The organism is Allobosea sp. P2_A10 (assembly GCF_056405115.1).
Window position 1 is genome coordinate 158,113 of the sequence record NZ_JBFUCS010000005.1, and the last position, 24,899, is coordinate 183,011.

The 24,899-nt window shown below is 68.4% G+C and carries 24 protein-coding genes; 9 read left to right on the forward strand and 15 right to left on the reverse strand.

Annotated features, from left to right (window positions below):
* Positions 1 to 4: 4 nt before the first annotated feature.
* Together petA and AC1DZY_RS09775 are read right to left on the reverse strand one after the other, a co-directional pair.
* The gene (petA, locus tag AC1DZY_RS09770) at positions 5 to 556 is read right to left on the reverse strand and encodes a ubiquinol-cytochrome c reductase iron-sulfur subunit (protein WP_476819913.1); all 552 of its coding nucleotides are present in this window, start codon (positions 554 to 556) and stop codon (positions 5 to 7) included.
* 187 nt (positions 557 to 743) lie between these two features.
* On the reverse strand, positions 744 to 2,609 hold the full coding sequence (locus AC1DZY_RS09775; protein WP_476819914.1) for an ABC transporter ATP-binding protein: 1,866 nt from the start codon (positions 2,607 to 2,609) through the stop codon (positions 744 to 746).
* A 132-nt stretch (positions 2,610 to 2,741) separates the two neighbouring features.
* On the opposite strand from AC1DZY_RS09775, the gene AC1DZY_RS09780 reads away from it, so the two are divergent.
* Together AC1DZY_RS09780 and hemF are read left to right on the forward strand one after the other, a co-directional pair.
* Positions 2,742 to 3,242 carry a tRNA (cytidine(34)-2'-O)-methyltransferase gene (locus tag AC1DZY_RS09780; protein WP_476819915.1) on the forward strand — a complete coding sequence of 167 codons (501 nt, stop codon included), beginning with the start codon at positions 2,742 to 2,744 and terminating at the stop codon, positions 3,240 to 3,242.
* A gap of 48 nt (positions 3,243 to 3,290) precedes the next feature.
* Complete coding sequence (gene hemF / locus AC1DZY_RS09785; RefSeq protein WP_476820033.1) at positions 3,291 to 4,184, forward strand: oxygen-dependent coproporphyrinogen oxidase; 894 nt, start codon at positions 3,291 to 3,293, stop codon at positions 4,182 to 4,184.
* 6 nt (positions 4,185 to 4,190) lie between these two features.
* Here the strand turns inward: hemF and AC1DZY_RS09790 are convergent, their stop codons facing one another.
* Genes AC1DZY_RS09790 through AC1DZY_RS09805 form a run of 4 tightly spaced genes read right to left on the reverse strand, consistent with a single transcriptional unit; the run spans position 4,191 to position 6,986 of the window.
* Positions 4,191 to 5,390 (reverse strand): CCA tRNA nucleotidyltransferase, encoded by a 1,200-nt coding sequence (locus AC1DZY_RS09790; RefSeq protein WP_476819916.1) that lies wholly within the window; start codon positions 5,388 to 5,390, stop codon positions 4,191 to 4,193.
* A 44-nt stretch (positions 5,391 to 5,434) separates the two neighbouring features.
* On the reverse strand, positions 5,435 to 5,692 hold the full coding sequence (locus AC1DZY_RS09795; RefSeq protein ID WP_476819917.1) for a DUF6111 family protein: 258 nt from the start codon (positions 5,690 to 5,692) through the stop codon (positions 5,435 to 5,437).
* 38 nt (positions 5,693 to 5,730) lie between these two features.
* The gene (locus tag AC1DZY_RS09800) at positions 5,731 to 6,399 is read right to left on the reverse strand and encodes a CoA pyrophosphatase (RefSeq protein WP_476819918.1); all 669 of its coding nucleotides are present in this window, start codon (positions 6,397 to 6,399) and stop codon (positions 5,731 to 5,733) included.
* A complete protein-coding gene (locus AC1DZY_RS09805; RefSeq protein WP_476819919.1) occupies positions 6,396 to 6,986 on the reverse strand; it encodes a DUF1285 domain-containing protein in 591 nt (196 codons plus the stop codon). Before AC1DZY_RS09805 ends, AC1DZY_RS09800 begins: the two co-directional genes overlap by 4 nt.
* 253 nt (positions 6,987 to 7,239) lie before the next feature.
* Between AC1DZY_RS09805 and AC1DZY_RS09810 the strand changes: the two genes are divergently transcribed.
* From AC1DZY_RS09810 to AC1DZY_RS09825, 4 genes are read left to right on the forward strand one after another with little or no spacing between them, the layout of a single operon-like run.
* Positions 7,240 to 8,259, forward strand: coding sequence for an AAA family ATPase (locus AC1DZY_RS09810; protein WP_476819920.1), 1,020 nt, complete (start codon positions 7,240 to 7,242; stop codon positions 8,257 to 8,259).
* 13 nt (positions 8,260 to 8,272) lie between these two features.
* Entirely contained in the window at positions 8,273 to 9,193 is a 921-nt protein-coding gene (locus tag AC1DZY_RS09815) for a DUF58 domain-containing protein (RefSeq protein WP_476819921.1), read from the forward strand.
* 16 nt (positions 9,194 to 9,209) lie between these two features.
* Positions 9,210 to 12,020 (forward strand): DUF4159 domain-containing protein, encoded by a 2,811-nt coding sequence (locus tag AC1DZY_RS09820; protein WP_476819922.1) that lies wholly within the window; start codon positions 9,210 to 9,212, stop codon positions 12,018 to 12,020.
* 4 nt (positions 12,021 to 12,024) lie between these two features.
* On the forward strand, positions 12,025 to 14,121 hold the full coding sequence (locus tag AC1DZY_RS09825) for a hypothetical protein (RefSeq protein ID WP_476819923.1): 2,097 nt from the start codon (positions 12,025 to 12,027) through the stop codon (positions 14,119 to 14,121).
* A 55-nt stretch (positions 14,122 to 14,176) separates the two neighbouring features.
* Here AC1DZY_RS09825 and AC1DZY_RS09830 read toward each other — a convergent pair whose 3' ends face one another.
* From AC1DZY_RS09830 to AC1DZY_RS09840, 3 genes are all read right to left on the reverse strand, one after another.
* Complete coding sequence (locus AC1DZY_RS09830; RefSeq protein WP_476819924.1) at positions 14,177 to 14,677, reverse strand: GNAT family N-acetyltransferase; 501 nt, start codon at positions 14,675 to 14,677, stop codon at positions 14,177 to 14,179.
* 181 nt (positions 14,678 to 14,858) lie between these two features.
* Positions 14,859 to 15,497 carry a VOC family protein gene (locus AC1DZY_RS09835; protein WP_476819925.1) on the reverse strand — a complete coding sequence of 213 codons (639 nt, stop codon included), beginning with the start codon at positions 15,495 to 15,497 and terminating at the stop codon, positions 14,859 to 14,861.
* 28 nt (positions 15,498 to 15,525) lie between these two features.
* Positions 15,526 to 15,927 carry an NUDIX domain-containing protein gene (locus AC1DZY_RS09840; protein ID WP_476820034.1) on the reverse strand — a complete coding sequence of 134 codons (402 nt, stop codon included), beginning with the start codon at positions 15,925 to 15,927 and terminating at the stop codon, positions 15,526 to 15,528.
* Between the two features lie 452 nt (positions 15,928 to 16,379).
* Here AC1DZY_RS09840 and AC1DZY_RS09845 point away from each other — a divergent pair, with 452 nt between their 5' ends.
* On the forward strand, positions 16,380 to 16,577 hold the full coding sequence (locus AC1DZY_RS09845) for a hypothetical protein (protein ID WP_476819926.1): 198 nt from the start codon (positions 16,380 to 16,382) through the stop codon (positions 16,575 to 16,577).
* A 78-nt stretch (positions 16,578 to 16,655) separates the two neighbouring features.
* Complete coding sequence (locus AC1DZY_RS09850) at positions 16,656 to 17,549, forward strand: metallophosphoesterase family protein (protein ID WP_476819927.1); 894 nt, start codon at positions 16,656 to 16,658, stop codon at positions 17,547 to 17,549.
* 159 nt (positions 17,550 to 17,708) lie between these two features.
* Here AC1DZY_RS09850 and AC1DZY_RS09855 read toward each other — a convergent pair whose 3' ends face one another.
* Both AC1DZY_RS09855 and AC1DZY_RS09860 read right to left on the reverse strand, forming a co-directional pair.
* The gene (locus tag AC1DZY_RS09855; protein WP_476819928.1) at positions 17,709 to 18,455 is read right to left on the reverse strand and encodes an SDR family oxidoreductase; all 747 of its coding nucleotides are present in this window, start codon (positions 18,453 to 18,455) and stop codon (positions 17,709 to 17,711) included.
* A 142-nt stretch (positions 18,456 to 18,597) separates the two neighbouring features.
* Positions 18,598 to 20,403: an ABC-F family ATP-binding cassette domain-containing protein gene (locus AC1DZY_RS09860; RefSeq protein WP_476819929.1), complete on the reverse strand. Its 1,806-nt coding sequence runs from the start codon at positions 20,401 to 20,403 to the stop codon at positions 18,598 to 18,600.
* 139 nt (positions 20,404 to 20,542) lie between these two features.
* On the opposite strand from AC1DZY_RS09860, the gene AC1DZY_RS09865 reads away from it, so the two are divergent.
* Positions 20,543 to 20,899, forward strand: coding sequence for a hypothetical protein (locus AC1DZY_RS09865; RefSeq protein ID WP_476819930.1), 357 nt, complete (start codon positions 20,543 to 20,545; stop codon positions 20,897 to 20,899).
* Positions 20,900 to 20,901: 2 nt separating this feature from the next.
* On the opposite strand, the gene AC1DZY_RS09870 is transcribed toward AC1DZY_RS09865, so the two are convergent.
* The 4 genes from AC1DZY_RS09870 to AC1DZY_RS09885 form a co-directional block, all read right to left on the reverse strand.
* A complete protein-coding gene (locus tag AC1DZY_RS09870) occupies positions 20,902 to 21,951 on the reverse strand; it encodes an acyltransferase family protein (protein WP_476819931.1) in 1,050 nt (349 codons plus the stop codon).
* 36 nt (positions 21,952 to 21,987) lie between these two features.
* Positions 21,988 to 22,986, reverse strand: coding sequence for a glucokinase (locus AC1DZY_RS09875; RefSeq protein ID WP_476819932.1), 999 nt, complete (start codon positions 22,984 to 22,986; stop codon positions 21,988 to 21,990).
* On the reverse strand, positions 22,986 to 23,795 hold the full coding sequence (gene otnI / locus AC1DZY_RS09880) for a 2-oxo-tetronate isomerase (RefSeq protein ID WP_476819933.1): 810 nt from the start codon (positions 23,793 to 23,795) through the stop codon (positions 22,986 to 22,988). The genes AC1DZY_RS09875 and otnI overlap by 1 nt, the downstream gene beginning before the upstream one ends.
* Positions 23,796 to 23,902: 107 nt before the next feature.
* Entirely contained in the window at positions 23,903 to 24,892 is a 990-nt protein-coding gene (locus AC1DZY_RS09885) for a hypothetical protein (RefSeq protein ID WP_476819934.1), read from the reverse strand.
* Positions 24,893 to 24,899: the final 7 nt, after the last annotated feature.

Below are 24,899 nucleotides of genomic sequence, written 5' to 3' on the forward strand. Positions count from 1 at the left end.
TGGCTTAGCCGATCTTGATCTTGGTGTCGGAGGTGAAGGCGTAGGGCGGCAGGCCGAGATTGAGCGGCGCGGGACCCTTGCGGATACGTCCCGAGGAATCGTAGTGCGAACCGTGGCAGGGGCAGACCCAGCCGTCGAAATCGCCCTTCGGCTCGCCGGCCGCGGTGCCCGACGGGATGCAGCCGAGATGCGTGCACTTGCCGTACAGCACCAGATACTGGTCGTGGCCCTGCTTGACGCGGGCCTGGTCGGCCTGCGGATCGCGCAAGGTGGCGATGTTGACCGCGCGCGCCTCGTCGATCTCTTTCTTCGTCCGATTTCGGATGAAGATGATCTGGCCGCGCCAGGTCAGCTTGATGCCCTGCCCCTCGGCGACGGGCGCCAGATCGACATCGATCGGCGCGCCGGCCGCGATGGTCTGCGCATCGGGGGCAAGCTGGCTGACCAGCGGGATCACGACCGCGCCGAGACCAACGACGCCGGCCGCGCCGGTCGCCAGCATCAGGAAGTCGCGGCGGGTGGTTTCGGTCGGTGTCGTCTGCGTCGCCTGGGCCACGGTCTAACCTCTGCGCTTCAGCAAGCCTGGAAGGCTACGAATTCTAGTCCTGCGCCCGTCATAGAAGCGCCCTTGCGCTGCTGCAATGCGGCGGCGCGTCACTGCCGGCTCTTTGGCATGCAGTTTTGATGAAGTCTACTGTTCACGCACGCTCGCGCATGCATGGCGGGCACGGCGGGCCGTCGCTTCAGGACAGGGCCGTCTCGGGATCGACGGCGGCAAGGAATCCGCCCGACTGGCGCGACCAGAGCCGGCCATAGAGCCCGCCCCGCGCGACCAGCTCGGCATGGCTGCCGCTATCGACGATGCGCCCCTGGTCGAGCACGATCAAACGGTCGAGCGCGGCGATGGTCGAGAGCCGGTGCGCGATGGCTATCACAGTCTTGCCCTGCATCAGGCGCTGCAACTGCTCCTGGATCGTCGCCTCGACCTCCGAATCGAGCGCCGACGTCGCCTCGTCGAGGATCAGGATCGGCGCGTCCTTCAGCAGCACGCGGGCGATGGCGATGCGCTGGCGCTGGCCGCCCGAGAGCTTGACGCCGCGTTCGCCGACGCGGGAATCGAAGCCCTTGCGCCCGTCCTGGTCGCTCAGGCCCAGCACGAACTCATGCGCCGAGGCCTGCCGCGCCGCCGCCGCGATCTCGGCCTCGGTCGAGCCGATGCGGCCATAGGCGATATTGTCGCCGATCGAGCGATGCAGCAGCGAATTATCCTGCGTCACCATGCCGATCTGGGTGCGCAGCGAATCCTGCGTGACCTGGGCGATGTCCTGCCCGTCGATCAGGATACGCCCGCCCTCCAGCGGATAGAGCCGCAGCAGCAGGTTCACCAGCGTCGATTTGCCCGCGCCGGACGGGCCGACGAGCCCGATCTTCTCCCCGGGCTGGATTGCGAGGTCGAGCCCCTCGAACAGCCCCGAGGTCTTGCCGTAGTTGAAGCGGACCTGCTCGAAACGGATGCCGCCCCGGTCGACGACCAGCGGCTGCGCGCCTTGCGAATCGGTCAGGTCATGCGGCTTGGCGATCGTCTCCATGCTCTCCTGCACCGCGCCGACATTCTCGAACACGCCGCGCACGAGATGAATCAGCCAGGTCGACATCTGCACCAGCCGCAGCACGAGCCCGATCGCGGCCGCGACCGCGCCCGGCGTCATCTCGCCACGGCTCCAGAGCCACAAGCTCAGAGCGGCCGTGACCACGACGAGCAGGCTGTTCATCGCCTGCAGGATGACGCTGACCCCGGTGATCAGCCGCGACAGGTTCAGATAGGCGTCGTTCCAGCGCGTCAGCGATTCGCGCACGGCGGAGCGCTCGGCGTCGGCGCGCGCGAAAAGCTTGACCGTCAGGATGTTGGTGTAGGCATCGACGATGCGCCCCGTCGTCGAGGACCGGCCAAGCGAGGTCGCCTCCGAGCGCGTCTTGGCGCGCGGCACGAAATAGCTCAGCAGCGCCGCATAGGCACCAAGCCAGACCACGACCGGAAGTGCGAGCCACAAACTGGTCTTGCCGAAGAAACCAAGCGCCACAGCGACGAAGATCAGCGCGTACCAGAGGTCGTCGATGATCTCGATCGTCGCGCCGCGGATCGACTGGCCGGCCTGAATCACACGCGCCGACAGCCGCCCGGCGAAATCGTTCTGGAAATAGGAGAGCGCGTGACCCAGCGTGTAGACGTGGTTGCGCCAGCGGATCTGGTTGGTGATCGGCGGCGCCACGACCTGATCGACGATGGCGTGGTTGGCGAAATACACCAGCGGCCGAACGACGACGAGCAAGAACGCCGCGCCCGTCAAAAGCCAGCCATGGTCGCGCCAGATCGTCTCCGGCGACTGCGTCGCCAGCAGGTCCACGAACCAGCCGACCATCAGATACATCAGCGCCTCGATGCCGCTGAAGGCCAATCCGGTGAGCATGATCAGGGCCATCCAGCCCTTCACGTCCTTGATGTGGTGCCACATGAAGCGGAAGACGCCGCGCGGCGGCGTCACGCTCTCGTCGAAGGGCGCGAAGACGTCGATCCGGCTTTCGAGCCAGCGGAAGAGGGCGGCGAACATGGCTGGCCGCTCTCCTGGATCGGCGTGGTGGCGAGATTCCGGCGTCGAAACCCCGAGCCGATATGGGGCGCGGCAGCGACAAAGGCCAGCGTCCTTGACGCATGCAGCGCCGTCATCCCATGACAGCAGCCCATGAAACAGCAGTCCATGACGACGTTGACGCTGCGCCTCGCCCTCTATCAACCCGACATTCCGCAGAACGCCGGCACGATGATCCGGATGGCGGCCTGCCTCGGCATAGCCGTCGACATCGTCGAGCCCGCCGCCTTCGACGTCTCCGACCGGCATTTCCGGCGCTCGGGCATGGACTATCTCGAACGCGCCGCGATCACGCGCCATGACGGCTTTACAGCCTTCGACGCCTGGCGGCGCGACGCCGGCCATCGCCTGATCCTGGCCGAGACCGACGGCGCTACGCCCCACATCGATTTCGCCTTTCGTCCCGGCGACATCGTCATGGTCGGGCGTGAATCGGCCGGCGTGCAGCCCGAAATCTACGCGGCGGCGGACGCCAGCATCCATATCCCGATACAGTCGGGCCTGCGCTCGCTCAACGTCGCGGTTGCGGCGGCCATGGTTCTGGGCGAAGCCTTGCGCCAACTGGGCGGCTATCTCCTCCCCAATCAGGATTGAGCGATGACCGAGGCAGCGGCGGCGGAAGACCGCACGAAACAGGCGCAGATGACCCTCGCCGAAGCCATGAAGCCCCGCGCCAAGGCGTGGTTCGCGACGCTGCGCGACCGGATCTGCGCGGCGCTCGAAGCGATCGAGGACGAGGCGACCGGCCCCTTCGCGCCAGAAGCCGACGCCGCGACGGCAGGCCGCTTCAAGCGCACGCCGTGGAGCCGCACCAACCATGACGGGGCCGAGGGCGGCGGCGGCGTGATGTCGGTGATGTCAGGCCGCGTCTTCGAGAAGGTCGGCGTCCATGTCTCGACCGTCTATGGCACCTTCCAGCCCGAATTTGCCGGCCAGATCCCCGGCGCATCAGACGATCCGCGCTTTCACGCCACTGGCATCTCGCTGATCGCCCATCCCTGGAACCCGCATGCGCCGACCGTGCACATGAACACGCGCTTCGTCGTGACGACGAAGCCCTGGTTCGGCGGCGGCGCGGACCTGACCCCCGTGCTGGTACGCAGGCGAACCCAGGACGATCCCGATTCGATCGCCTTCCACGCCGCCATGCGCGCACCCTGCGAGCGCTTCGCCCCCGTCGCCGACTACGACCGCTTCAAGGCGTGGTGCGAGGAGTATTTCTTCCTGAAGCACCGCAACGAGCCGCGCGGCATCGGCGGCATCTTCTACGACTATCTCTGGTCGGCCGACCCGGAAGGCGAATTCGCCTTCACCCAGGCGGTCGGCGAGGCTTTTCTGGGCGTCTACCCGCAGATCATGCGCGCCAATATGGGCACGCCGTGGACGGAGGCCGACCGTTTCGAGCAGCAGGTCCGGCGTGGCCGCTATGTCGAGTTCAACCTGCTCCACGACCGTGGCACGATCTTCGGTCTCAAGACCGGCGGCAATGTCGATTCGATCCTGTCCTCGCTGCCGCCGACGGTGCGGTGGCCGTAAGGCGTCTCAGGCGCTGGCTCTTTCGGTTGCCACCGCCTGAACCACGAACCCGGCCTGCTCCGACTCTCCGGCCGGACAGGCCGCCTCTATCCAGTCTCGCCGCGCCGCCTCCAGCACACGCCCGACCGCAGGCCCGACCGGTACGCCGAGCGAGATGACGTCACGCCCGGTCGGGTGAAAGCGTGGCGTCGCGCCGAGATCGGCAATCTGCTCGCGCATCGCGGCCTGCCGTTCGGCAGGGGCGCTCGCATTCAGCAGCTCCAGCGCGCCGGCAACCGCATCCGAACCAAGCCGATGCGCCAGATGCCGCAGGGCCGCGATCCGCGGCTGCCCCCAGCGCCCTGACAGCGCTTCCTGCGCAGCGACGATCCGCGATATCCGGTCGAATTCGGCGTTCGACAGCCGCAGGAGCTCCTGAAGCCGCGTCGCGTCCTCGGTCACGCAGACGGCCAGCGCCGCAAGCCGGAACGCCGGATCGACGCTTTCGCCGCCCTCACCACCGGCAACCAACCTGAAGCGCGCCAGACGCGGCACGCAGCCGAGCACCGGCATCAGCAAGCCGCCGCCCGCCATCGCCTCGACAGCCCCGGAGGCGCCTGGAGCAACGAGCAGCTTCAGCATTTCCGCCCGAATGCGTTCTCGCGATAGCCCGTCGAGCCCGGCCCGGCCCGCGATGCAGGCAGCGAACCCGACGGCGTCGGGCGCACCCTGCCCATAGCGGGCGTGAAAGCGGAAGAAGCGCAGGATGCGCAGATAGTCCTCGGCGATGCGCGCGCCGGCATCGCCGATGAAGCGGATGCGTCGGGCCGCGAGGTCGGCCAGACCGCCGGCATAATCATGCACCCTGCCGTCGCCCGACAGGCTGAGCGCGTTGACGGTAAAATCGCGACGCAGCGCATCGGCTGCGAAATCGCGGCCAAAGGCGACCGTGGCGTGGCGGCCGTCGGTCTCGACATCGCGGCGGAGCGTCGTGACCTCGAAGCCTTCCTCGTCGCGCACGAGCGTCACCGTGCCATGGGCGATGCCGGTCGGCACCGCCTTGAAGCCCGCAAGCCCACCGCGCCGGATCGTCTCGGGCGGCAGGCAGGTGGTGGCGAGATCGCAATCGTCGACGGGCTCGGCCAGCAGCAGGTTGCGCACGGCCCCGCCGACGACGCGCGTTTCCTCGCCATCCCCGTTCAGCGCCGCGAGAACTCCAGCGATCATCGGCTTCGCGAGGAACGCCGCAAGGCGATCCTGCGCGGCGACATTCACTTGAAGCGGCCGGGCACCAGTTGCCCGTTCTCCATATGCGGCGGCTCGTAGGCGCCGCGATTGCGCGGCGCGATCCAGCCGGCGACGATGAAGGAGACGATCGCCAGGCCCAGGCCAGCCACCGACAGCCGGAAAATATGCGGGCTCCAATGCTCGACATCGAGCGGATTGCGCCGCCTGACGACCAGATAGGCCGCAAAAACGCAGAAGGGCAGGACGAAGAGCAGGAACTCCTCAGTCAGCGAACGCAGCATCGGCGCGATATCCCGGTCAGGTCAGGCAGCACATGGTTTCAGCCGGCAAGCCGCTCATAGAGATTGCGGATCATGCCGGCGGTTGCACCCCAGATATAGCGACCCTCGAACGGCATCGCATAGTAGGTCCTATAGAGCCCCTTCCACTCGCGTCCCTCGCGCTGGTGATTGGCGGGGTCGAGCAGGAAATCGAGTGGCGCCTCGAAGGCCTCATCGACCTCATGGGCGTTGATCGTCAGCGCGAAAGGCGGCTCGACCAGCCCGACGACGGGAGTGATCCGGTAGCCCGTCCCGGTCAGATAGGCGTCGAGGAAGCCGAGCACGCGGACATGCTTACGCTCCAGTCCGATCTCTTCCTCGGTTTCGCGCAACGCCGTGACGACCGGCGAACCGTCGGCCGCATCGACCCGCCCACCCGGAAAGGCGATCTGCGCCGAATGGCTGCGCAGGGCCGCCGAACGCTGGGTCAGAAGCACGCTCAACCCCTCGGGCCGTGCGACGACCGGAATCAGCACGGCGGCCGGCACGGCGGCGCTTTCGTCGGGCGGCGCGACGGGCTGCGGCTGCAGGTCATGGTCGCCGCGCGGACGGCCGGTGACGTCGCCGGGCATGGGCGGATCGCGGCGCAATCGGAGACCGGCCCGCGCTACGAATTCCTCGGCGGTGAACGTCAGGGCGGTGAACTTCAGGGTATCGCTGGCGTTCATGCGTCGCCCAGATCCTCGATCTCGCTCGCCGGCACGGCCGGGTGGAACATCCCGCCGGCGAAGACCCCGAACATGGCGACGCCCTCGACCTCGCGCACCTCGCCCAGCGCCAGCAGGTCATAGGTCAGCGCCCGCGTTACTCGGGCCCAGAGGTCCCGCCGGACATGGACATAGGGCTTGAGCCCGTCCTTTTCCTGCCGCTCGAACCGAATCAGATGCTCGCGCCCCGCGCTGACGACATCGTCGACCTGCGTCCGGAACGCGAGCGCGCGAGCCTCGCCTTCACCGTCGACCGCCATTTCAACCGCCTGGAACGGCGCATCCTCGACCTTGAGGCCAACCTTCTCGACCGGGGTCACGAGAAAGTAATCCTCGCCTTCGCGCTTCAGCACGGAGGAGAAAAGCTTGACCAGAGCGGGTCTTCCGATCGGCGTCCCCAGATAGAACCAGGTCCCGTCCGAGGCGATCCTCATGTCGAGATCGCCGCAAAACGGCGGATTCCAGCGCTCCACGGGCGGCAGGCCACGGCCCTTGCCGTCACGCAGCGAGGTTAGCAGCGCGTCCATCGCCGGGGTCGCGGGCGTCATCGAAAGTCCGTCCTGGGTCTCATGCGGCATATTGGTTGCATCGCGCTCTCCGCCTTGAACTGTACATAATCGTGAAGCCGACTTCTGTGCACCGCGTCATCGGGCCTCTTGAGCCGGCATGACGGCCGCTCCACACTCAACGGCTTATGGCCGTGCAGGTTCGGAAGGCGAAGACGCAGGATACCGGAACACGAGACGTGACGACCCGAGCAAGAGCCTGGGCCCGAAGACGAAGCTGGAGGAGATCGACATCATGGCGCAAGTCCGGACCGCGGAGGCCAACGCACCGATCAATCTCGACACCGGCATCGTCGAGGCGGCCGAAGCGGCGCTCGGCGCCATCGGCGCGGCGCGAAACGAGATCGGCCGGGTCATCTTCGGCCAGCAGAAGGTGGTCGACCTCTCGCTGATCACCCTGCTCGCGGGCGGCCACGGCCTGCTGGTCGGCGTGCCCGGCCTCGCCAAGACCAAGCTGGTCGAAGCGATGGGCACCGTGCTGGGGCTCGCGGCAAGGCGCGTCCAGTTCACGCCCGATCTGATGCCCTCCGACATTCTCGGCTCCGAGGTGCTCGACGAGAGCGCCGACGGCAAGCGCCATTTCCGTTTCATCAAGGGCCCTGTCTTCGCCCAGTTGCTGATGGCCGACGAAATCAACCGCGCGTCGCCCCGCACACAGTCGGCGCTGCTGCAGGCGATGCAGGAGCACCACGTCACGGTCGGTGGCGAGCGTTACGACCTGCCCGCCCCCTTCCATGTGCTGGCGACCCAGAACCCGATCGAGCAGGAGGGCACCTATCCCCTGCCCGAAGCCCAGCTCGACCGCTTCCTGCTCGAGATCGACGTCGCCTATCCCGATCGCGAGGCCGAGCGTCGCATCCTGATGGAGACCACCGGCGCAGCCGAGCACAAGCCGGTCCAGGCGATGAGCGCCGAGACCCTGATGTCAACGCAGCGCCTCGTGCGCCGCCTTCCGGTCGGCGAGGCCGTGGTCGATGCGATCCTCGATCTCGTCCGCTCGGCCCGCCCGGGCGACGGCGACCCTGCCATCACCGACAAGCTCTCCTGGGGACCCGGCCCGCGCGCCAGCCAGTCGCTGACGCTGGCCTGCCGCGCCCGCGCCCTCGTCGAGGGCAGGCTTGCCCCGTCCGTGGACGATGTCGCCGCGCTGGCGATCCCGGTGCTGAAGCACCGCGTCGCGCTGACCTTCGCCGCCCGCGCCGATGGCGAGACCGTCGAGGGCGTGATTGCGAAACTCGTGGAACGGCTGGGATAGGAGGCGACCGGACATGCTCCGCACGCGCGTTCTCGGGACCTCCGAACGCCAGCCGGCCAGGCCGGTTCTCACCGCCTCGCTCGATCTCGCCGCGCGTCTGCCGCGGCTGATTCTGGAGGCGCGCCGGGTCTCGGCCAGCGTGCACGGCATCCATGGGCGCAGGCGCGCCGGCCCCGGCGAGACGTTCTGGCAGTACCGGCCGCTGGTCACGGGCGAATCCTCCTCGCGCATCGACTGGCGCCGCTCGGCCCGCGACGGCCATCTCTTCGTCAGGGAGCGCGAATGGGAGGCTTCCCACGCGATCTGGCTCTGGATCGACCGTTCGGCCTCGATGGGCTTCGCCTCGTCGCTGGCGCTTTCCTCCAAGGTCGACCGGGCGCTGGTTGCGGGGTTCGCGCTGGCGGAGACGCTGGTCGATGGCGGCGAACGCGTCGGCCATCTCGGCCTGACCCGCGCCTTGGCGTCGCGCCGCATCGTCGAGCTGCTGGCGCAAGCAATCCTGGTCGATAGCAAGGGCACGACCTCCGACCTGCCTCCAGACGCCGCCCTGCCCCGCCTCGCCGACGCGATCATCATCACCGACGGGCTCTCTCCGGCGGCCTCGCTGGCCAAGCGCATCGCGACGATGGCCTCGTCGGGCGCGCGCGGCCATGTCCTGCTGATCGCCGATCCGATCGAGGAAACCTTCCCCTTCACCGGCCAGGCCGAGCTTTTCGACCTCGAGGACGGCTTGAGCCTGCGCGTTGGCGATGCCGGTTCCTGGGGCGCCGAGTATCGCCAGCGGCTCGAAGCCCATCGCGACGCGATCAGGGAAGCCTGCCGCAAGGCCGGCTGGACTCTGACGCTGCACCGGACCGACCGGCCCGCCAGCGAGGGCGTCCTGCGTGTCGCCAGCCTGATCGCGGCCTCCCGCAGCAGCGGCGGCGGGCGATGACGATGGGAACTGCGTCATGCTGAGCTCCTTGCCCTTCGCCTTCTCCGCCCCGCTCGCGCTGACCGCGCTGGCGCTGCTGCCGGCGCTTTGGCTGATCCTGCGCGTGACGCCGCCAAAGCCCCGGCGCATCGATTTTCCGCCGCTCAAGATCATGGCCGACCTCATCGCCAAGCGCGAAATGCCCGCGCATACGCCGTGGTGGCTGCTGGCTTTGCGCATGGCCGTCGCCGCGCTCGCGATCCTCGCGGTCGCCGGCCCGGTCTGGAATCCGCCGCGCGAGGCCGGCCCCCTGCGCGGCCCGATACTGCTTCTCGTCGACAACGGCTTCGGCGCGGCGACCGACTGGCCCGAGCGGCTGGCGATCTCCGAATCCCGCGTCGCCGCCGCCGCCCGCGAGGGCCGCCCGGTGGCCATCGTCGGCCTCGCCGAAGCGCCGGGTGAAATCGCCCTGTCGGAGCCCCGCGCCGCGCTCGATCGCCTGCGGGCCTTCGCGCTGCAGCCGCATGCGCCCGACCGCGCCGCCCATCTGCCGCGCATCGAGGCCTTTCTGCGGACGTCGCCCGACGCCGAGATCGTCTGGGTCGCCGACGGGCTCGCCGTTTCCGACGAAAGCAGCCTCCTGGCGAGGCTGAAGCAGGTTGCCGACGCCGGTCGCCTCTCGATCCACACCAGCCCGGCCGACCAGCTTGGCCTCGCCAATCCGGAAAATCTCGCCGGCGCGCTGACCGTCAAGGTGCTGCGGCCGAGCCCGGTCGCGGCCGCCAGCGGCCAGGTGCGTGCGCTCGACCTGAAAGGCCTGCCGCTCGGCGATGCGCCCTTCGTCTTCAACGGCTCGGAACTCCAGACCACCGCCCGGCTGACCCTGCCGATCGAGGTCCGCAACGCCGTGTCGCGGCTCGAGATCGCCGGTGAGCGCTCCTCGGCCGCCGTCGCCCTGCTCGACGACCGGGCCAAGCGCCGCCGCGTCGGCATCGTCTCGGGCACGACCACCGACACGGCCCAGCCGCTGCTCTCGCCCACCTATTACGTTTCGCGCGCGCTCCAGCCATTCGCCGAGATCAGGGAGCCGCGCCCGGGCTCGACCGACCCGATCGGCGAATTGCTGGCGCAAAACCTCTCCGTGCTGGTGCTGGCCGATATCGGCGCGCTTGACGGCGACACTGTCGGCAAGATCAACGGCTTCATCCAGCGCGGCGGCGTGCTGCTGCGCTTCGCCGGGGCGCGGCTCGCCGCGGCGTCCGACGATCTGACCCCGGTGCGTCTGCGTCGCGGCGGCCGCACCCTCGGCGGCGGCCTGTCATGGGACACGCCCCGCAAGCTCGCGCCCTTCACCCGAGAAAGCCCGTTCTTCGGCCTGGCCCTGACCGACGATGTCCGCGTCTCCAGACAGATCCTGGCCGAGCCTGAAGCCGATCTCGCCCGCAAGACCTGGGCTGCGCTGGAGGACGGCACGCCCGTGGTCACCGGCGAGCGCCGCGGCGACGGCATGATCGCGATGATGCATGTCACCGCCGACACGACCTGGTCGAACCTGCCGCTGTCGGGCCTCTTCGTCGAGATGCTGCGCAAGGTCGTCGGCCTTGCCGGAACCGGGCCGACCGAGGCTCAAGGAGAGGATGCGCGCGTGGAAACCCTGTCGCCGACCCGCGTGCTCGACGGCAGCGGCGCCTTCCGCAGCCCACCGCCCACTGCACAGCCCGTTGCCCGGACCTTCGCCGGCCGCGCCACGCTCGTCCACCCGCCTGGCATCTATGGCCCGGCCGACGGCTCGCTGGCGGTCAACGCCCTGAACCCGTCGGACAGCCTGAGCGCGATCGACCTCGCCGCGCTTGGCGCGCCGATCCTGCCCGTCGACAAGCCGGTCGCGCTCGACATCCGCCCGCAATTGCTGGTCGTGGCGCTGCTGCTGCTGATCGCCGACACGCTGGCGACGCTCTGGCTCGGCGGCAGGCTCTCCTTCGCGCGCCGCGTCGCCCCGGCCGCAATCCTGCTCGCGCTTGCGCTCGGTGGAATGGCGCTGCCCGACCCGGTCCAAGCGCAAACCGCCCCGGCGGCTCCCGTGGACCAGCGGCCGCCCGTGCCGCGCGAACTCTTCGCCGCCGGCGCGGTCACGCGGCTCGCCTATGTCGTGACCGGCGACAGGACCGTCGACGACATGTCGAAGGCGGGGCTGGCGGGGCTCAACATCGTGCTGGGCGCACGCACCGCGCTCGAACCCGGCGAGGCCGTCGGCGTCAACGCCGAGCGCGACGAACTCGCCTTCTTCCCGGTGCTGTACTGGCCGATCGTCGCCGGCCGGCCGCTACCCGCACCGGAGACCCTGCGCAAGGTCGAGGCCTATATGAAGGGCGGCGGCCTCGTGATTTTCGACACCCGCGACGCGATGAGCGCGCGTCCCGGCGGCGGCACCACGCCCGAGGGCGAGCAGCTTCGCCGCATGCTGCAGACGCTCGACATCCCCGAGTTGGAGCCGCTGCCGCGCGACCATGTGCTGACCAAGACCTTCTACATCCTCGACGGCTTCGTCGGGCGCTATGATACCGGCACGACCTGGGTCGAGATCCTGCCGCCAGCCGGTGAGGATGGCCGCCGTCCGGCGCGCGCCGGCGACAATGTCTCGCCGATCGTCATCACCTCCAACGACCTCGCCTCGGCCTGGGCCACCGGCCGGCGCGGCGAGGCGCTGGTGCCGCTCTCCGGCTCCGATCCGCGCCAGCGCGAAATGGCGCTCCGGGCCGGTGTCAACCTCGTGATGTATGCCCTCACCGGCAACTACAAGGCCGACCAGGTTCACGTCCCGGCCCTGCTCGAACGTCTGGGACAGTAAAACGATGTGGAGCCTGACCTTCGCGCCGCTCGTTTCGCTGCCGCTGCTGATCGGCCTTGCCGTTCTGGCCGCGATCGCGGCCGGCGCGGCGATCGTGCTGGCCGGCAGGAGCGCGGTCTTGCGCGCGCTCGCGCTGGTCGTGCTGACCCTGACGCTGGCGGACCCGTCGCTCGTCTTCGAGGATCGCGAGCCGGTCAAGGACGTCGTCTCCGTCGTCGTCGATCGCTCCGGCTCCAACCGCCTCGCCGATCGCGCGGCGCAGACGCAGGCCGCCCAGGCCGAGGTCGAGCGTCAACTGCGTGGCCTGACGAATGTCGAGGCGCGCGTCGTCGAGGTCCGTGATGCGCAGGGCTCCGGCGACGGCACGCGCCTGTTCGAGGCGATGGCCGCCAGCCTCGCCGACGTGCCCTCCGAACGCGTCGCCGGCGCGATCATGATCACCGACGGACTTGCCCATGATGCGCCCGCGACGCCCGAGGCGCTTGGCCTGCGCGCGCCGCTGCATGTGCTGACGACCGGCCGCAGCGCCGAGATCGACCGCCGCATCGTCCTGGTCGATTCGCCGCGCTTCGGCATCGTCGGCAAGGAGCAGACAGTCAAGCTGCGCGTCGTCGAGCGTGGCGGGCCGGGCCGGGCCGGGCTGGTCATCCGCCGCGACGGCGAGATCATCGCGCGGCGCGAGGTCACGGCGGGCGAGACCGTCAGCGTTCCCGTCCGGATCGATCGCGGCGGGCCCAACGTCATCGAAATCGAGGCCGCCCCGCTCGAAAACGAGCTGACGCTCGCCAACAACCGCGCCGTGATCACGATCGAGGGCGTCCGCGACAAGCTGCGCGTGCTGCTGGTCTCGGGCGAGCCGCATCCCGGCGAGCGCACCTGGCGCAACCTCTTGAAGGCCGACGCCAATGTCGACCTCGTGCATTTCACCATCCTGCGCCCGCCCGAGAAGCAGGACGGCACGCCGATCAACGAGCTCTCGCTGATCGCCTTCCCGACKCGCGAACTCTTCCAGGTCAAGATCAAGGAATTCGACCTGATCATCTTCGACCGCTACGCCAACCAGTCGATCCTGCCGCTGCTCTATTTCGAGAACATCGTGCGCTATGTCCGCGAGGGCGGCGCGCTGCTCGTCGCCGCCGGCCCTGAATATTCTGGTTCGCAATCGCTCTCGCGCACGCCGCTCGGCCAGATCCTGCCGGCGCAGCCCGACGGCAGCGTCATCGACGAAGCCTATCGCGCCCGCGTCAGCGAGCCCGGCAAGCGCCACCCCGTCACCCGCGACCTGCCCGGCTCCGAGGTCGAGCCGCCGCGCTGGGGCGAATGGCTGCGTATGGTGGGTGCGCGCGCCCGCTCGGGTTCAGCCGTGATGACCGGCCCGGGCGACCGGCCGTTGCTGATGCTGGCGCGCGAGCAGAAGGGTCGCGTCGCGCTCTTCCTCTCCGATCACGCCTGGCTCTGGGCGCGCGGTTTTCGCGATGGCGGGCCATATCTCGACCTGCTGCGCCGCCTCAGCCACTGGCTGATGAAGGAGCCGGAGCTGGAGGAAGAGGCGCTGCGCGCCTCGGTGCGCGGCGGCGTCATCGAGGTCGAGCGCCAGACGCTCGGCGACACGCCCGCTCCGCTGGTCGTCACCGGCCCCGACGGCCAGTCCCGCACCGTGCCGATGGAAGCCGGACGGCCCGGACTGTTCACCGCGCGTATCCAGACCGGGGAATTCGGCCTGCACCGGATCTCGGCCGACAACCTCACCGCTTTCGCCAGCGTCGGCCCGGAAAACCCGCGTGAACTGATGGAGGTCGTCAGCAACCCCGCCGCGCTGCAGGCGCTGGCCGAGGCGACGGGCGGCTCCTCGCGCCGCATCGGCCAGGACACAGGTTCGGCTGTGACGGTCCCGCGCATCGTCCCCGTGCGCGCCGGAACCGGCTTTGCCGGTGCCGACTGGATCGGCCTGCGCATCAGCGATTCCGGCATCGTGCGCGGCGTCTCTGTCTCGCCGCTCTTCATCGGCCTGATCGGTCTGGCGCTGCTTTTCGGCGCGCTCGTCACCGGTTGGCTCGGCGAGAGCGGACGCCGGTTCAACCGGCGGCCCGACGCGGTCTGACCCCACCGTCATTCCGGGGCTTCGCGAACGCGAAGAACCCGGAACGACCGGTCCATCAGCGATAGGGCGTCACCGCCCCATGCCGCTGCGCCAGCACACCCTCGACCAGCTCCAGCGCAAGAAACCGCGCCGGATCAGCCGGCCCCGGCAGCACCAGCTGACCGGGTGGAATGACCCTGAAGCCGAAGCGCGCATAATAGGGCGCATCGCCCACCAGCATGATCAGATCGTGTCCCGCATCGCGCGCGGCATCGATCGAACGGTGCATCAGGGCGCCCCCGATGCCGCGCCCCTCGAAGGCGGGATCGACCGTAAGCGGCCCCAGCATCAGCGCCTTGTGGCCGCCAGCCAGCACCGGCGTCACCTTGATCGACCCGACAAGAAAGGTGCCGACATGGGCGGCGAAAGTCAGCGCAGGGTCCGGCGGCACGCCCTCGCGCAGGCGAAACGCGGTGCGGGCGAAGCGCCCCGGCCCAAAGGCGCGCTCGTGCAGGCGCTCGATCGCAGCGGAATCGACGGGAAGTTCATGGCGAATGGTCAGGGGCAGGGATGTCATGACGGGCGAAACACCGGCGAACGGGCAAGACTGCGAAAGGATGGCGGCACGGCGCGTATGCGGCCATGCCGGAGCGCGCGTTCAGCGCGCCGGTCGTCGCAGGAGAAGAAGAGGGTGCCCGCTGGTCATGGTGGCGCGGCTCTAGCAGAACGGCGACGGTGCGTCCATGGCATCGCAAATCTCAGGTCAGCAGCTTCGGGCCGGCCGCCGTTTCGATCGTCGCCCGATAGCGAAGGATGGCGCCCGGCACGATGACGGGAGGGCGATCCACGTTCAGCTGGCGGTAGAGATTGCAGACCGATGCGCTGTCGGGATGCTCCATGGCGAAGCCTGTCAGGCGCGCACCGAGATCGGCCATCGTGGCCATGGAGCGCGGCTTGCCGCGCCTATCGATGATCGAGGGAGCGGCTCCGCCGAGAGGCAGCGAGCCATCGTCGGGGATTGCGAAATCGAAGGTCGGGTTATCGAAGGGAAGTGCGACCTTCCTGCCGAAGATCGCTTCGCGGCCAGCGAGAACGGAGGCGATGTCGTCGGCTCTCGCGACCCAGCCCCGAAAGCGCCGCCCGTCCTCCCACGCTGCCCTGACGCCGGCGACATCGTCGAGACCGAACCAGCGCGGACGGTCCGGACTCCGCGCATCGGGATCAACGGCAACGATCTCCAGATAGACCGAATTCCCGAGCCGCAGCAGGTGGTTATGCGTGCCCATGTAGCTGTGACGCTGACCGAACGGGACATCGAGATCGAGACACTCCCTGACATGCGAAACGCCCTCCGCCAGCGACGGCGCAATCACCGTGAGGTGGTCCAGCGTCAGCATGGTCCGGGCTGTTCCAACGGCAACGACATCACCAGTCCTGCGACACGATCCGCTCGCCGGCGATCTCCGCCAGCCTGCGCCGCGTCGCCGGCGTCGTGCCGTCCGGCAACGCGTCGAGCGCAAACCATCCCGCCTCCGCGATCTCGCGATCGGGCTGCTTCACGCCGTCGACCTCGAACACCCTGACGACAAAGACCGCAACATGGTCGCGGCGCGACATCGCCCGGTTGAAGAACACGCCGTGCAGAACAGCCTCGCCCGTCAGCCGGATCATCGCCTCCTCGCGCAGTTCCTTGACCAGCGCGGCATGAAGCGTCTCGCCGACCTCGACGCCGCCGCCTGGCAGGTGCCAGCCCGGAACGTAGGTGTGGCGCACCAAGAAGACCGTGCCCTCCGCACTGAGTACGGCGGCGCGCACGCCCAGCGTCATGCCGCGCACGAGCCGGAAATAGACGTGCAGCAGCCAGCCGAACACCTTTTGCGGCAGGCTGCGTCCGGTTTCGGCGCTGTCGGGGGTATGGGACGGCGCGATTCCGCTCATGGAATCCCCAAATCCCAACAAACTCCTAATTGTCTATGCAAATAACGCATGGCAGAGGCTCATTTCGAGTTCCGTTACGTCACAAACGCGCCTCAAACGAGGCAGATAAGGCGGCATCACCGCTGGGGACTTTTGTCATGTTACTCTCTTTCATCATCGCTCGCCTCACCGCCAAGCCGGCTTACGTCTGGAAGCCCGCTCTCACGCTGACCGATTCGCGCGTCGTTTCGGAACTGACCGGCGCCGCCAACTGATAACCACGTTGCATTAGCCGGCTTGCACAACCTATAAGTGCATCATACTACCCTGCGTAGATCCACTGGAATCTATGGGGGCAGTCCATGCCGCGCGCCGCTGTTGCGCTCGCTTTACTGGCGGGCGCGCTGATCCTGCTCAAGACGACTGGATCGGTTACGTGGTCGTGGGCGATCGTGCTGGCGCCGTTCTGGTTGCCCATCGTCTCATTCATCGGCTTTGCCCTGCTCTGCCTGTGCCTTTATGCGCTCGCCATCGGCGGGACAGGGCGCGGCGGCCGCTGAGTCGGGCCGGTCCATAGGGTCGCACCGTCCGCCATAGTGCTTGACGGCGGACCTGCGGCAAGGGCAAGCGCTGAGGCTGTGTTCAAGCTCGCACATCTGTCCGATCCGCATCTGGGCCCGCTCGCGGGCTTTTCGCTGCACCAGCTCCTGGGCAAGCGCGCGACCGGCTATGTCAACTGGCGGCGCAAGCGCAGGCATGCCCATGACATGGAAATCCTGGCGCTGATCGTCGCCGACATTCGCGAGCAGCAGCCCGATCACATCGCCTGCACCGGCGACGTCGCCCATATCGGCCTGCCCGACGAGTTCAGGACGGCGGTGGCCTTTCTCGATACGCTGGGCGCACGCGAGACGGTCAGCTTCGTGCCGGGCAATCACGACGCCTATGCCCGCTCTTCGCTGAAGGCGCTGGCCGGCCATCTCGGCCCGTGGTGCACCAGTGACGACGGCATGGCGGGTTATCCCTGGTATCGCCGGCGCGGACAGGTCGCATTGATCGGCGTCAACAGCGGCGTCCCGACCCTGCCCCTGATGGCGACCGGGCGAATCGGCAAGGCGCAGCTCGCCGCGACCGAAAAGCTGCTCGACCGCGCGCGCGAGGACGGCCTGATCCGCGTCGTCCTGATCCACCACCCTCCCTATGAGGGCGGCGCGCGGCGCTCACGCGAACTCGTCGATGCAAGAGCCTTCGAGGCGATGCTGGCCCGGACGGGAGCGGACCTCGTGCTGCATGGCCACAACCACACCTTCTCGCTGGCCTGGCGTGCGGGTCGCGGCCGCGACGTGCCCATCGTCGGCGTGCCCTCGGCCTCGATCGGCCCGCGCGGCCATGGCGAAAAGGCGACCTGGCATCTCTTCAGGATCGAGGGCGACGCATCGGCTCCCCATATCCGCGTCGAGCAGCGCGGCTTCGAGCCTGACGGTACGGTGATCATGCGCCAGGAGATAGCGCTGCACGCCAAGCCGGCGTGAGCGCTTCGCAGAACAACGCGCCGTCATTCCGGGCAAGCGGAGCGCCGACCTGGAATCCATCGTAAGGCACGACCGCGCTCTATGATGGATTCCGGATCGGCGCCGCTACGCGGCTTGTCCGGAATGACAGCGCGCTTTTTTCGTGAAGTGACAGCACCCTCAAATACAGCGCCCGCCATCTACCGCCAGCACGCTCCCCGTCACCATCTCCGCCTCGTCGGAGCACAGGTACAGCGCCGCGTTGGCCATGTCCTTCGGCGTCGAGAGCCGGCCCCATGGGATCGAGGCCCTGAACTGGGCGCGTTTTTCCGGCGTGTCCTCGCCCATGAAGGTCGCCAGCAGCGGCGTTTCGCCGGCGACGGGCGCGATCGCGTTGACGCGGATGCGGTCGGGCGCGAGCTCCACCGCCATCGATTTCGAAAGCAGGTTCACCGCGCCCTTTGAGCCATTGTACCAGGTCAGGCCGGGACGCGGCCGGATGCCGGCGGTCGAGCCGACATTCAGGATCACGCCGCCGCCATGAGCGCGGAAATGCGGCACGGTCGCCTTGGCCATCAGATAGATCGACTTGACGTTGACGGCGAAGACCCGGTCGAACTCCTCCTCGGAGACATCGAGCATGGGCTGGTTGCGATGGCTGATGCCGGCATTGTTGACCACGATGTCGAGCCGGCCGAACTTCGCGATGATGCGCTCGACAGCCTTGTCGACGCTCTTGGCCCTGGCCACATCACAGGCGACCGCGAACGCCTTGCGCCCGATCGCCTTGGCCGCTTCCTTGGCCTTGTCGCCATTGATGTCGAGCACAGCCACGCGCGCGCCCTCGCGAACGAAGGTCTCGGCGATGCCGAACCCGAACCCCTGCGCCGCGCCGGTGACCAGCGCCGTCTTGCCCTTGAGTCTCATGGTGTTTCCCCGGATTTTGTTGTGGCCGCCGGCCGTCATTCTCGGGCGCAGCCCCGGGTCCGGCCCAAGGATGAACTCCGCGAATATCCTGAGAATCTCCTGCCGGAGACGCCCGGGTCAAGCCCGGGCATGATGTCGCGACCTACGCCCCGATCTCGTCCTGCAGCATCTCCAGCGCCAGCCAGCGCTCCTCGGCCTGGCCGATCTCGCGCGTCACCTCTTCCAGCCGCGCGGTCGCCTTGGCGAAGAGTTTTGGATCGCGCGTGTAGAGATCGCCCGACATCGCGGCGGTCAGCTTGGCGGCCTCGGCCTGCAGCACCTCGATGCGCTTGGGCAGCGTCTCCAGCGCGTGCTTCTCGTTGAAGGAGAGCTTGCGCTTGTTGACGAGGGCCGGCGCGGCGGGCTCAGCCGCAACCGGGGCGGAACCCTTGCCCGAGACCACCCTGGTCTTGGCCCCGACGCCGCGCCCGCGCTGGGCGATCATGTCGGAATAGCCGCCGGCGAATTCGGTCCAGACGCCATCCCCATCAGAGATCAGGGTGGCGGAAACCACGCGGTCGATGAAGTCGCGATCATGGCTGACCAGCAGGACCGTGCCCTGATAATCGGCAAGCAGTTCCTGCAGCAGGTCGAGCGTTTCGAGGTCGAGATCGTTGGTCGGCTCGTCCAGCACCAGCAGGTTGGAGGGCTTGGCCAGCGCCCGCGCCAGCATCAGCCGGCCACGTTCGCCGCCCGACAGCGCGCCGACCGGCGTGCGCCGCTGGATCGGCTGGAACAGGAAGTCCTTCATATAGGCGATGACATGGCGCGGCGTGTCGCCGACCATGACCTGGTCGGAGCCGCCGCCGGTCAGCGCATCGCCGAGCGGCGTCGCCGGATCCAGGCTTTCGCGGCGCTGGTCGAGCGTGACCATCTCCAGCGAGACGCCAAGCTTGACCTTGCCGGAATCGGGCGAAAGCGCGCCGGTCAGCAGGTTGATCAGCGTCGTCTTGCCCGCGCCATTGGGGCCGACGATGCCGATCCGGTCGCCGCGCGCCACGCGCAGCGACAGCGACTTCACCACGACATTGTCGCCAAAGGCCTTGGCGACGTCGACAGCCTCGATCACGAGCTTGCCGGAGGTCTGCGCTTCGCTGGCCTCGAACTTGACCTGACCGACGGCAAACCGGGCCGTGCGGCGGTGCTCGCGCAGGCCATGGAGTTCGCCAAGCCGGCGCTGGTTGCGGGTCCGCCGCGCGCTGACGCCGTAGCGCAGCCAGTCCTCCTCGCGCGCGATCTTGCGGTCGAGCTTGTGGCGGTCGAGTTCCTCCTGCGCCAGCACATTGTCGCGCCAGGCCTCGAACTCGCCAAAGCCCTTGTCCATGCGCCGGGTCAAGCCACGGTCTAGCCAGATCGTGGCGCGCGAGAGCGAGGTCAGAAAGCGCCGGTCATGGCTGATCAGCACCATGGCCGAGCGCAGCGATTTCAGCTCCTGCTCCAGCCATTCGATCACGGGCAGGTCGAGATGGTTGGTCGGCTCGTCGAGCAGCAGGATATCGGGCTCGGGCGCGAGCACGCGCGCCAGCGCCGCCCGGCGCGATTCGCCGCCCGACATCGTGGCCGGGTCTTCAAGGCCGGTCAGGCCGAGCTCGTCGATCAGGTATTGCGCGCGATAGGCGTCGTCACCGGGGCCAAGGCCCGCCTCGACATAGGCGAGCGAGGTCTTGTAGCCGGTGAAGTCGGGCTCCTGCGGCAGGTAGCGCACGGTGCAGCCGGGCTGCACGAAACGCTCCGCCTTGTCGGGCTCGACGAGGCCGGCTGCAATCTTCAGCAGCGTCGACTTGCCCGAGCCGTTGCGCCCGACGAGGCACACGCGTTCGCCCGCCGAGACCGCGATCTCGGCCGATTCCAGCAGCGGCTGTCCGCCGAAGGTGAGCGCGACGTCGCGCAGATGGAGCAAGGGAGCCATGGGGTGTCCGTGTCGGGGAAGCTGGCGGGATAGCCCGGCCGGCAACGCCTGTCACGCATCTTGCACCGCCGGGAGCATATTGATGCGGCGTCAGGGTGCGGTCATGCTGCAGCCAACGCCGATCGCAACGAGCGCGACCATGACCAGAGCCAGGACCTCCCGCCGCGAAAAGCCGCCCGGCATCGGCCATAATGGCGGCCCGCCGCTGAAGCCGCCGCGCCGCAAGCGCGAGACCGGCGCAAGCGGAATCAACCGCGCTTTCGAATGGCGCACCGCCCATCGCCGCGCCTGGCGCAAGCCGCCCGCGATCGCTTTGCGCCGGCAGGAGCGGGCCGAGACGCTCGGCCTGACCTATGAGGAATACACGCTCGAGGTGATGGAGCGCGGCTATTTTCCGCAGGAAGAGGACGTCGACGCGATCAAGGCCAGACGCGCTGAGCGCCGCCGCGACGGCGGCGTCGTCGGCCAGTCGCTGAAGGGCATGCGGCTGACTTAAGCTCAGGCGTCGAGCCTGCGCCGCAGCCAGAGCGTCGCCGGCCGCTCGAAGACGCGATGGACCACCAGCGCCGCCGCGACCGAGGCCGCAAGCCCGGCCGCGATGAACAGCATCGGCGAGCCGAGGCCGATCCGTGCGAAAAGTTCGCGCAAGCCCCGGATCATGAAGGGGTGGACGAGATAGAGCGCATAGGAGGCGTCGCCGAGCCGCGCCAGCGCGCGCACGATGACGGTCGGCTCTGTCGCCGTGGCTGCGCCCGACGTCGCCGCCAGGACAAGGAGCGTTGCCGCCGAGCCATGCCAGGCGAGTATGCTCCAGGGCACGCGTGGCCCGACTTGCGTCGCGGCCACGAGCAGGATGGCAAGGCCGACGAGCGCGACGAGCAGGCGCAACCCGAGACCAAGGCGAAAACCCCGTCGCCACAACACCGCCAGCCCCATGCCGACAGCGAATTCGAGCACGATCGGCAGACCCCAGAACCCGAAGGGCAGCGGCAGCGGCCCAGCCAGCCCCTCGGCCGCGACCAGCCCAGCCAGCACGAGCGTGACCGCCGGCAGCGACCAACGGCCCGGCAGCAGCAGGCCCGCGCCAAACAGCGCATAGAACAGCATCTCGTAATTCAGGGTCCAGCCCAGCGAATAGACCGGCTGGACCAGCCCGACCGTCGAGACCACCGGCCAGAACAGATATGAGCCGGCGATCTGCGCGAGATCGGGCACGCCCGAATTCAGCGCGCCCGGCAGCACGAGCCCGACAATCAGGAACAGCGTCGTCACGGCCCAGTAGAGCGGCACGATCCGCGCCAGACGGCGCGCCATGAACAGCCTCGCCCCGCCACGCCGGTCGAAGAGATCGGCGGAGGCGTGGACCATGATGAAGCCGGAGACGACGAAGAAGATGTCGACGCCGGCCATCCAGGGCAGCACCGACGACGGCGAGAAGCTGCCGCCTGTCTTTTGCGCCAGCAGCGTGGCGTCGAACTGGACATGGTGCACGGCGACCATGAAGGCCGCGACCGCGCGCAGGGCCTGAAGGCCGTAAAGCTGGGACAAACGGGACAGCGCCTCGGCGATGGACTTAAGCGTTGCTCACGCAAACCACAGCCGGGCAGGGTCGTCCAGCCCGAAGCGGGCAGGCTGCGCCGCGATCGCAGCCAGCCCCTGCTCGGCCGCGTCATGGGCGGTGATGACGTGCAGCGCAAAGCGCGCGGCGAGATCCTCCATCGGCGGCTTGCCGCAGAAGACGGCGTGGATCGTCGCCTTGTCGGCCAGCGGCAGCAGGCGCGGCACGATGCCGCCGGCGATGTAGACCCCGCCCGTCGCCTTGAAGGCGAGCGCGAGATCGCCCGCGACCCGCGCCAGCAGCCGCCAGAAACAGACCACCGCCATCAGCGCGACGGGATCGCCGTCGAGCGCCAGCGTCGTCACGTCGGCGGCGCTGACATCGGCCTCCAGCATGCCCGACTGGCTCGCCACCGCGCGATGGAGGCGCACCAGACCGTCGCCGCTAAGCAGCCCCTCGACCGTGACGCGCGATAGCCCGGCAGCGAGAAACGGCCAGATCTTGGCCTCGGCGGGATCCTCCGGGCCGATGCCGATATGGCCGGCTTCGGTGGGAACCAGCACGCCGCGCTCGCCACGCATGATCAGCGCGGCCGCCCCGAACCCCGTGCCGGGCCCCAGCACCAGTCGCGTGCCCTGCGGCTCGGGTTGGCCGGCGATCAGTGTCGTGACGTCGCCGGGGCCGAGCACGGCGAGCGCGGCCGACAGGGCCTCGAAGTCATTGACCAGCAGCCCCTGCTTCAGCCCGAGCGCGTCGGCGATCACAGGACCGTCGAAATGCCAGCTGGCGTTGGTGAGCTGTGCGCTGCGGCCCTCCAATGGCCCTGCGACCGCCAGGATCGCCGAGCGCGGCCGCTCCGACAGCGTCGCGAGCACGGCCTCCAGCGCCGCTTCCGGCGTCGCGTGCAGGCCGGTGCTGATCCGCGCCAGCGGCTCATGGGCCGCGCCCGCCTCCGGCACCAGCGACAGCCGGCAGTTCGTGCCGCCGATATCGGCGACTAGGACCGGATAGGCGAAACCCGCCATTACATCTCGTCCCGCAGGTCGGACTTGCGAAGATCGGGCTTGCGGTACTCCGAAAACCAGCCGAGCCCTTCCAGCGTGCCGGCCTGGGGCCGGTATTCGCAGCCGACGAAGCCGCCGTAGCCGAGGCCGTCGAGTTCGGTGAACAGGCTGGGATAGTCCGGTCCTGACCCGTCGGGCTCATGGCGGCCATTGGCGCGGGCGATCTGGACATGGCCGACGAGCGGATAGAGCGCCCTGAGCTTGGCGGAGACGTCGCCATGGATCAGTTCGCAATGATACATGTCGAACTGCAGCTTGACGTTCGCGCGCCCGGATTCGCGCACATAAGCCGCCGCCTGATCGAAATCGTTCAGGAAATAGCCCGGCATATCCCGGCCATTGATCGGCTCCAGCAGCAGGTCGAGGCCGAACTCGCCGAGCCGGTCGGCGGCATATGCGATCGAAGCGCGATAGGCTGCCTGCGCTGCCGGGTTTTTCGGGTCGGCATGGCCCGCCATCATGTGAAGCCGCTGCACGCCGGTCTCGTGGACATAAGCCAGCGCCGTCTCGATGCCGGCCTTGAACTCGGCCTCGCGGCCGGGCAGCGCGGCCATGCCGCGCTCGCCCTTCTCCCAATCGCCAGGCGGCAGGTTGAACAGCGCCTGCTCCAGTTCAGCCCCGGCAAGCGCCAGCCCGACCTGCTCGGGCGGGTGTTCGTAGGGGAACAGGAACTCGACCGCCGCAAATCCGGCGTCGCCCGCCGCCTTGAAGCGGTCGAGGAAGGCCCATTCGTTGAACATCATCGAGAGATTGGCGGCAAAGCGCGGCATGTCGGCCTCAAGGCTGGATCGGAGCGGGCAGGCTAGCGCGATGCGCCGCTCGCGTCATGGGCCAACGCGGCGGGGCGGGATTGCGTTCCGATACCGCAGCCCTCGGCCTACTTCTTCTCCGGCTTCGGCGGCGGGTTAGGATCGGCCGAAAAATGCCGGAAGACCATGTCGGGCGAGGAGGTGTTGTGCCGCGAATGCGTGGTGCGGCCCATCCAGACATCGCTCGCCTTGGCGTTGGTGAAGGGCATCAGCGGCTCCTCGCGCCAGCCCTTGGCGCCGGGCTCCTTCAGCGCGATGCGGGCGACGTCGTTGTTGAACTCGGTGACATACATCGAGCGCAGCGCCAGAAATCCCTTGCCGCCGGTGACGGCCTTGTCGAGCACGACGTCGAGCACCATGCGGTTCTCGTCGACGGAAGACAAAGTCAGCGTGCCCGCCGAACCATCCTTGAAGGAGAGCTTGAACGAGGTCGTCTTCGGGTCGAACTCGATCTCCTTGATGTTGACCACCGGGCGGCCCTCCCGCTCGATCGGCCCGAACAGGAAGGACGAGCCGTAAGCCGACGACGCCAGCTGCGGCGGCGGCATCGGCCGGGCGCGCCAGTAGCCGTCCTGCGGGTAGACCACGAGCAGTTCGTGCGAGCGGTCCTTGCCGAGCTTCCAGAGCTGGACGAGGTGCAGCCCCTTCTCGACCCGATCGCCGACCTTGAAGGTGGTGTCGGCAGGGCGCCAGAAAGTCGGAAAAGTGTAGCCGACAAGCCAGTACTCGATGCTCTCGTAGAAGGTGACGCGGCGCGGCGGCGTCGGAGCGGCGAAGGCCGGATCGCCGCTCAGATCGCAATCGGTCCAGTCGGCGTCCCAATTATCTCTCAGAAGGCCCGCGTTGTAGGCCGGATGCGCCGCCTCGATCTGGAAGCGCCTGACTTCAGGCGAGATCGCCTTGATCGTGACGTTGTCCTTCTCGGCGCAGGAGACCTGCTCGGACTCGTTCCTGATCTCGACGGCGATGTCGCCGGGCGCGGCCAGCGCGGGAAACACGCGGAGCACGAGCGCTAAGGACAGCATGAAGACAGGAAGGCGGGTGAACAACATCTGCATCGGCATT

Bases quoted from the DNA above. Each gene is read 5' to 3' on its own strand.
- AC1DZY_RS09875 (WP_476819932.1), bottom strand. From the start codon at position 22,986: ATGGCGGGTTTCGCCTATCCGGTCCTAGTCGCCGATATCGGCGGCACG.
- AC1DZY_RS09805 (WP_476819919.1), bottom strand. From the start codon at position 6,986: ATGACGCCCGCGACCCCGGCGATGGACGCGCTGCTAACCTCGCTGCGT.
- AC1DZY_RS09860 (WP_476819929.1), bottom strand. From the start codon at position 20,403: ATGGCTCCCTTGCTCCATCTGCGCGACGTCGCGCTCACCTTCGGCGGA.
- AC1DZY_RS09815 (WP_476819921.1), top strand. From the start codon at position 8,273: ATGCTCCGCACGCGCGTTCTCGGGACCTCCGAACGCCAGCCGGCCAGG.
- AC1DZY_RS09845 (WP_476819926.1), top strand. From the start codon at position 16,380: ATGCCGCGCGCCGCTGTTGCGCTCGCTTTACTGGCGGGCGCGCTGATC.
- AC1DZY_RS09775 (WP_476819914.1), bottom strand. From the start codon at position 2,609: ATGTTCGCCGCCCTCTTCCGCTGGCTCGAAAGCCGGATCGACGTCTTC.
- hemF (WP_476820033.1), top strand. From the start codon at position 3,291: ATGACCCTCGCCGAAGCCATGAAGCCCCGCGCCAAGGCGTGGTTCGCG.
- AC1DZY_RS09830 (WP_476819924.1), bottom strand. From the start codon at position 14,677: ATGACATCCCTGCCCCTGACCATTCGCCATGAACTTCCCGTCGATTCC.
- AC1DZY_RS09835 (WP_476819925.1), bottom strand. From the start codon at position 15,497: ATGCTGACGCTGGACCACCTCACGGTGATTGCGCCGTCGCTGGCGGAG.
- otnI (WP_476819933.1), bottom strand. From the start codon at position 23,795: ATGCCGCGCTTTGCCGCCAATCTCTCGATGATGTTCAACGAATGGGCC.
- AC1DZY_RS09855 (WP_476819928.1), bottom strand. From the start codon at position 18,455: ATGAGACTCAAGGGCAAGACGGCGCTGGTCACCGGCGCGGCGCAGGGG.
- AC1DZY_RS09840 (WP_476820034.1), bottom strand. From the start codon at position 15,927: ATGACGCTGGGCGTGCGCGCCGCCGTACTCAGTGCGGAGGGCACGGTC.
- AC1DZY_RS09790 (WP_476819916.1), bottom strand. From the start codon at position 5,390: ATGATCGCTGGAGTTCTCGCGGCGCTGAACGGGGATGGCGAGGAAACG.
- AC1DZY_RS09780 (WP_476819915.1), top strand. From the start codon at position 2,742: ATGAAACAGCAGTCCATGACGACGTTGACGCTGCGCCTCGCCCTCTAT.
- AC1DZY_RS09820 (WP_476819922.1), top strand. From the start codon at position 9,210: ATGCTGAGCTCCTTGCCCTTCGCCTTCTCCGCCCCGCTCGCGCTGACC.
- AC1DZY_RS09885 (WP_476819934.1), bottom strand. From the start codon at position 24,892: ATGCAGATGTTGTTCACCCGCCTTCCTGTCTTCATGCTGTCCTTAGCG.
- AC1DZY_RS09865 (WP_476819930.1), top strand. From the start codon at position 20,543: ATGACCAGAGCCAGGACCTCCCGCCGCGAAAAGCCGCCCGGCATCGGC.
- AC1DZY_RS09800 (WP_476819918.1), bottom strand. From the start codon at position 6,399: ATGAACGCCAGCGATACCCTGAAGTTCACCGCCCTGACGTTCACCGCC.
- AC1DZY_RS09810 (WP_476819920.1), top strand. From the start codon at position 7,240: ATGGCGCAAGTCCGGACCGCGGAGGCCAACGCACCGATCAATCTCGAC.
- AC1DZY_RS09795 (WP_476819917.1), bottom strand. From the start codon at position 5,692: ATGCTGCGTTCGCTGACTGAGGAGTTCCTGCTCTTCGTCCTGCCCTTC.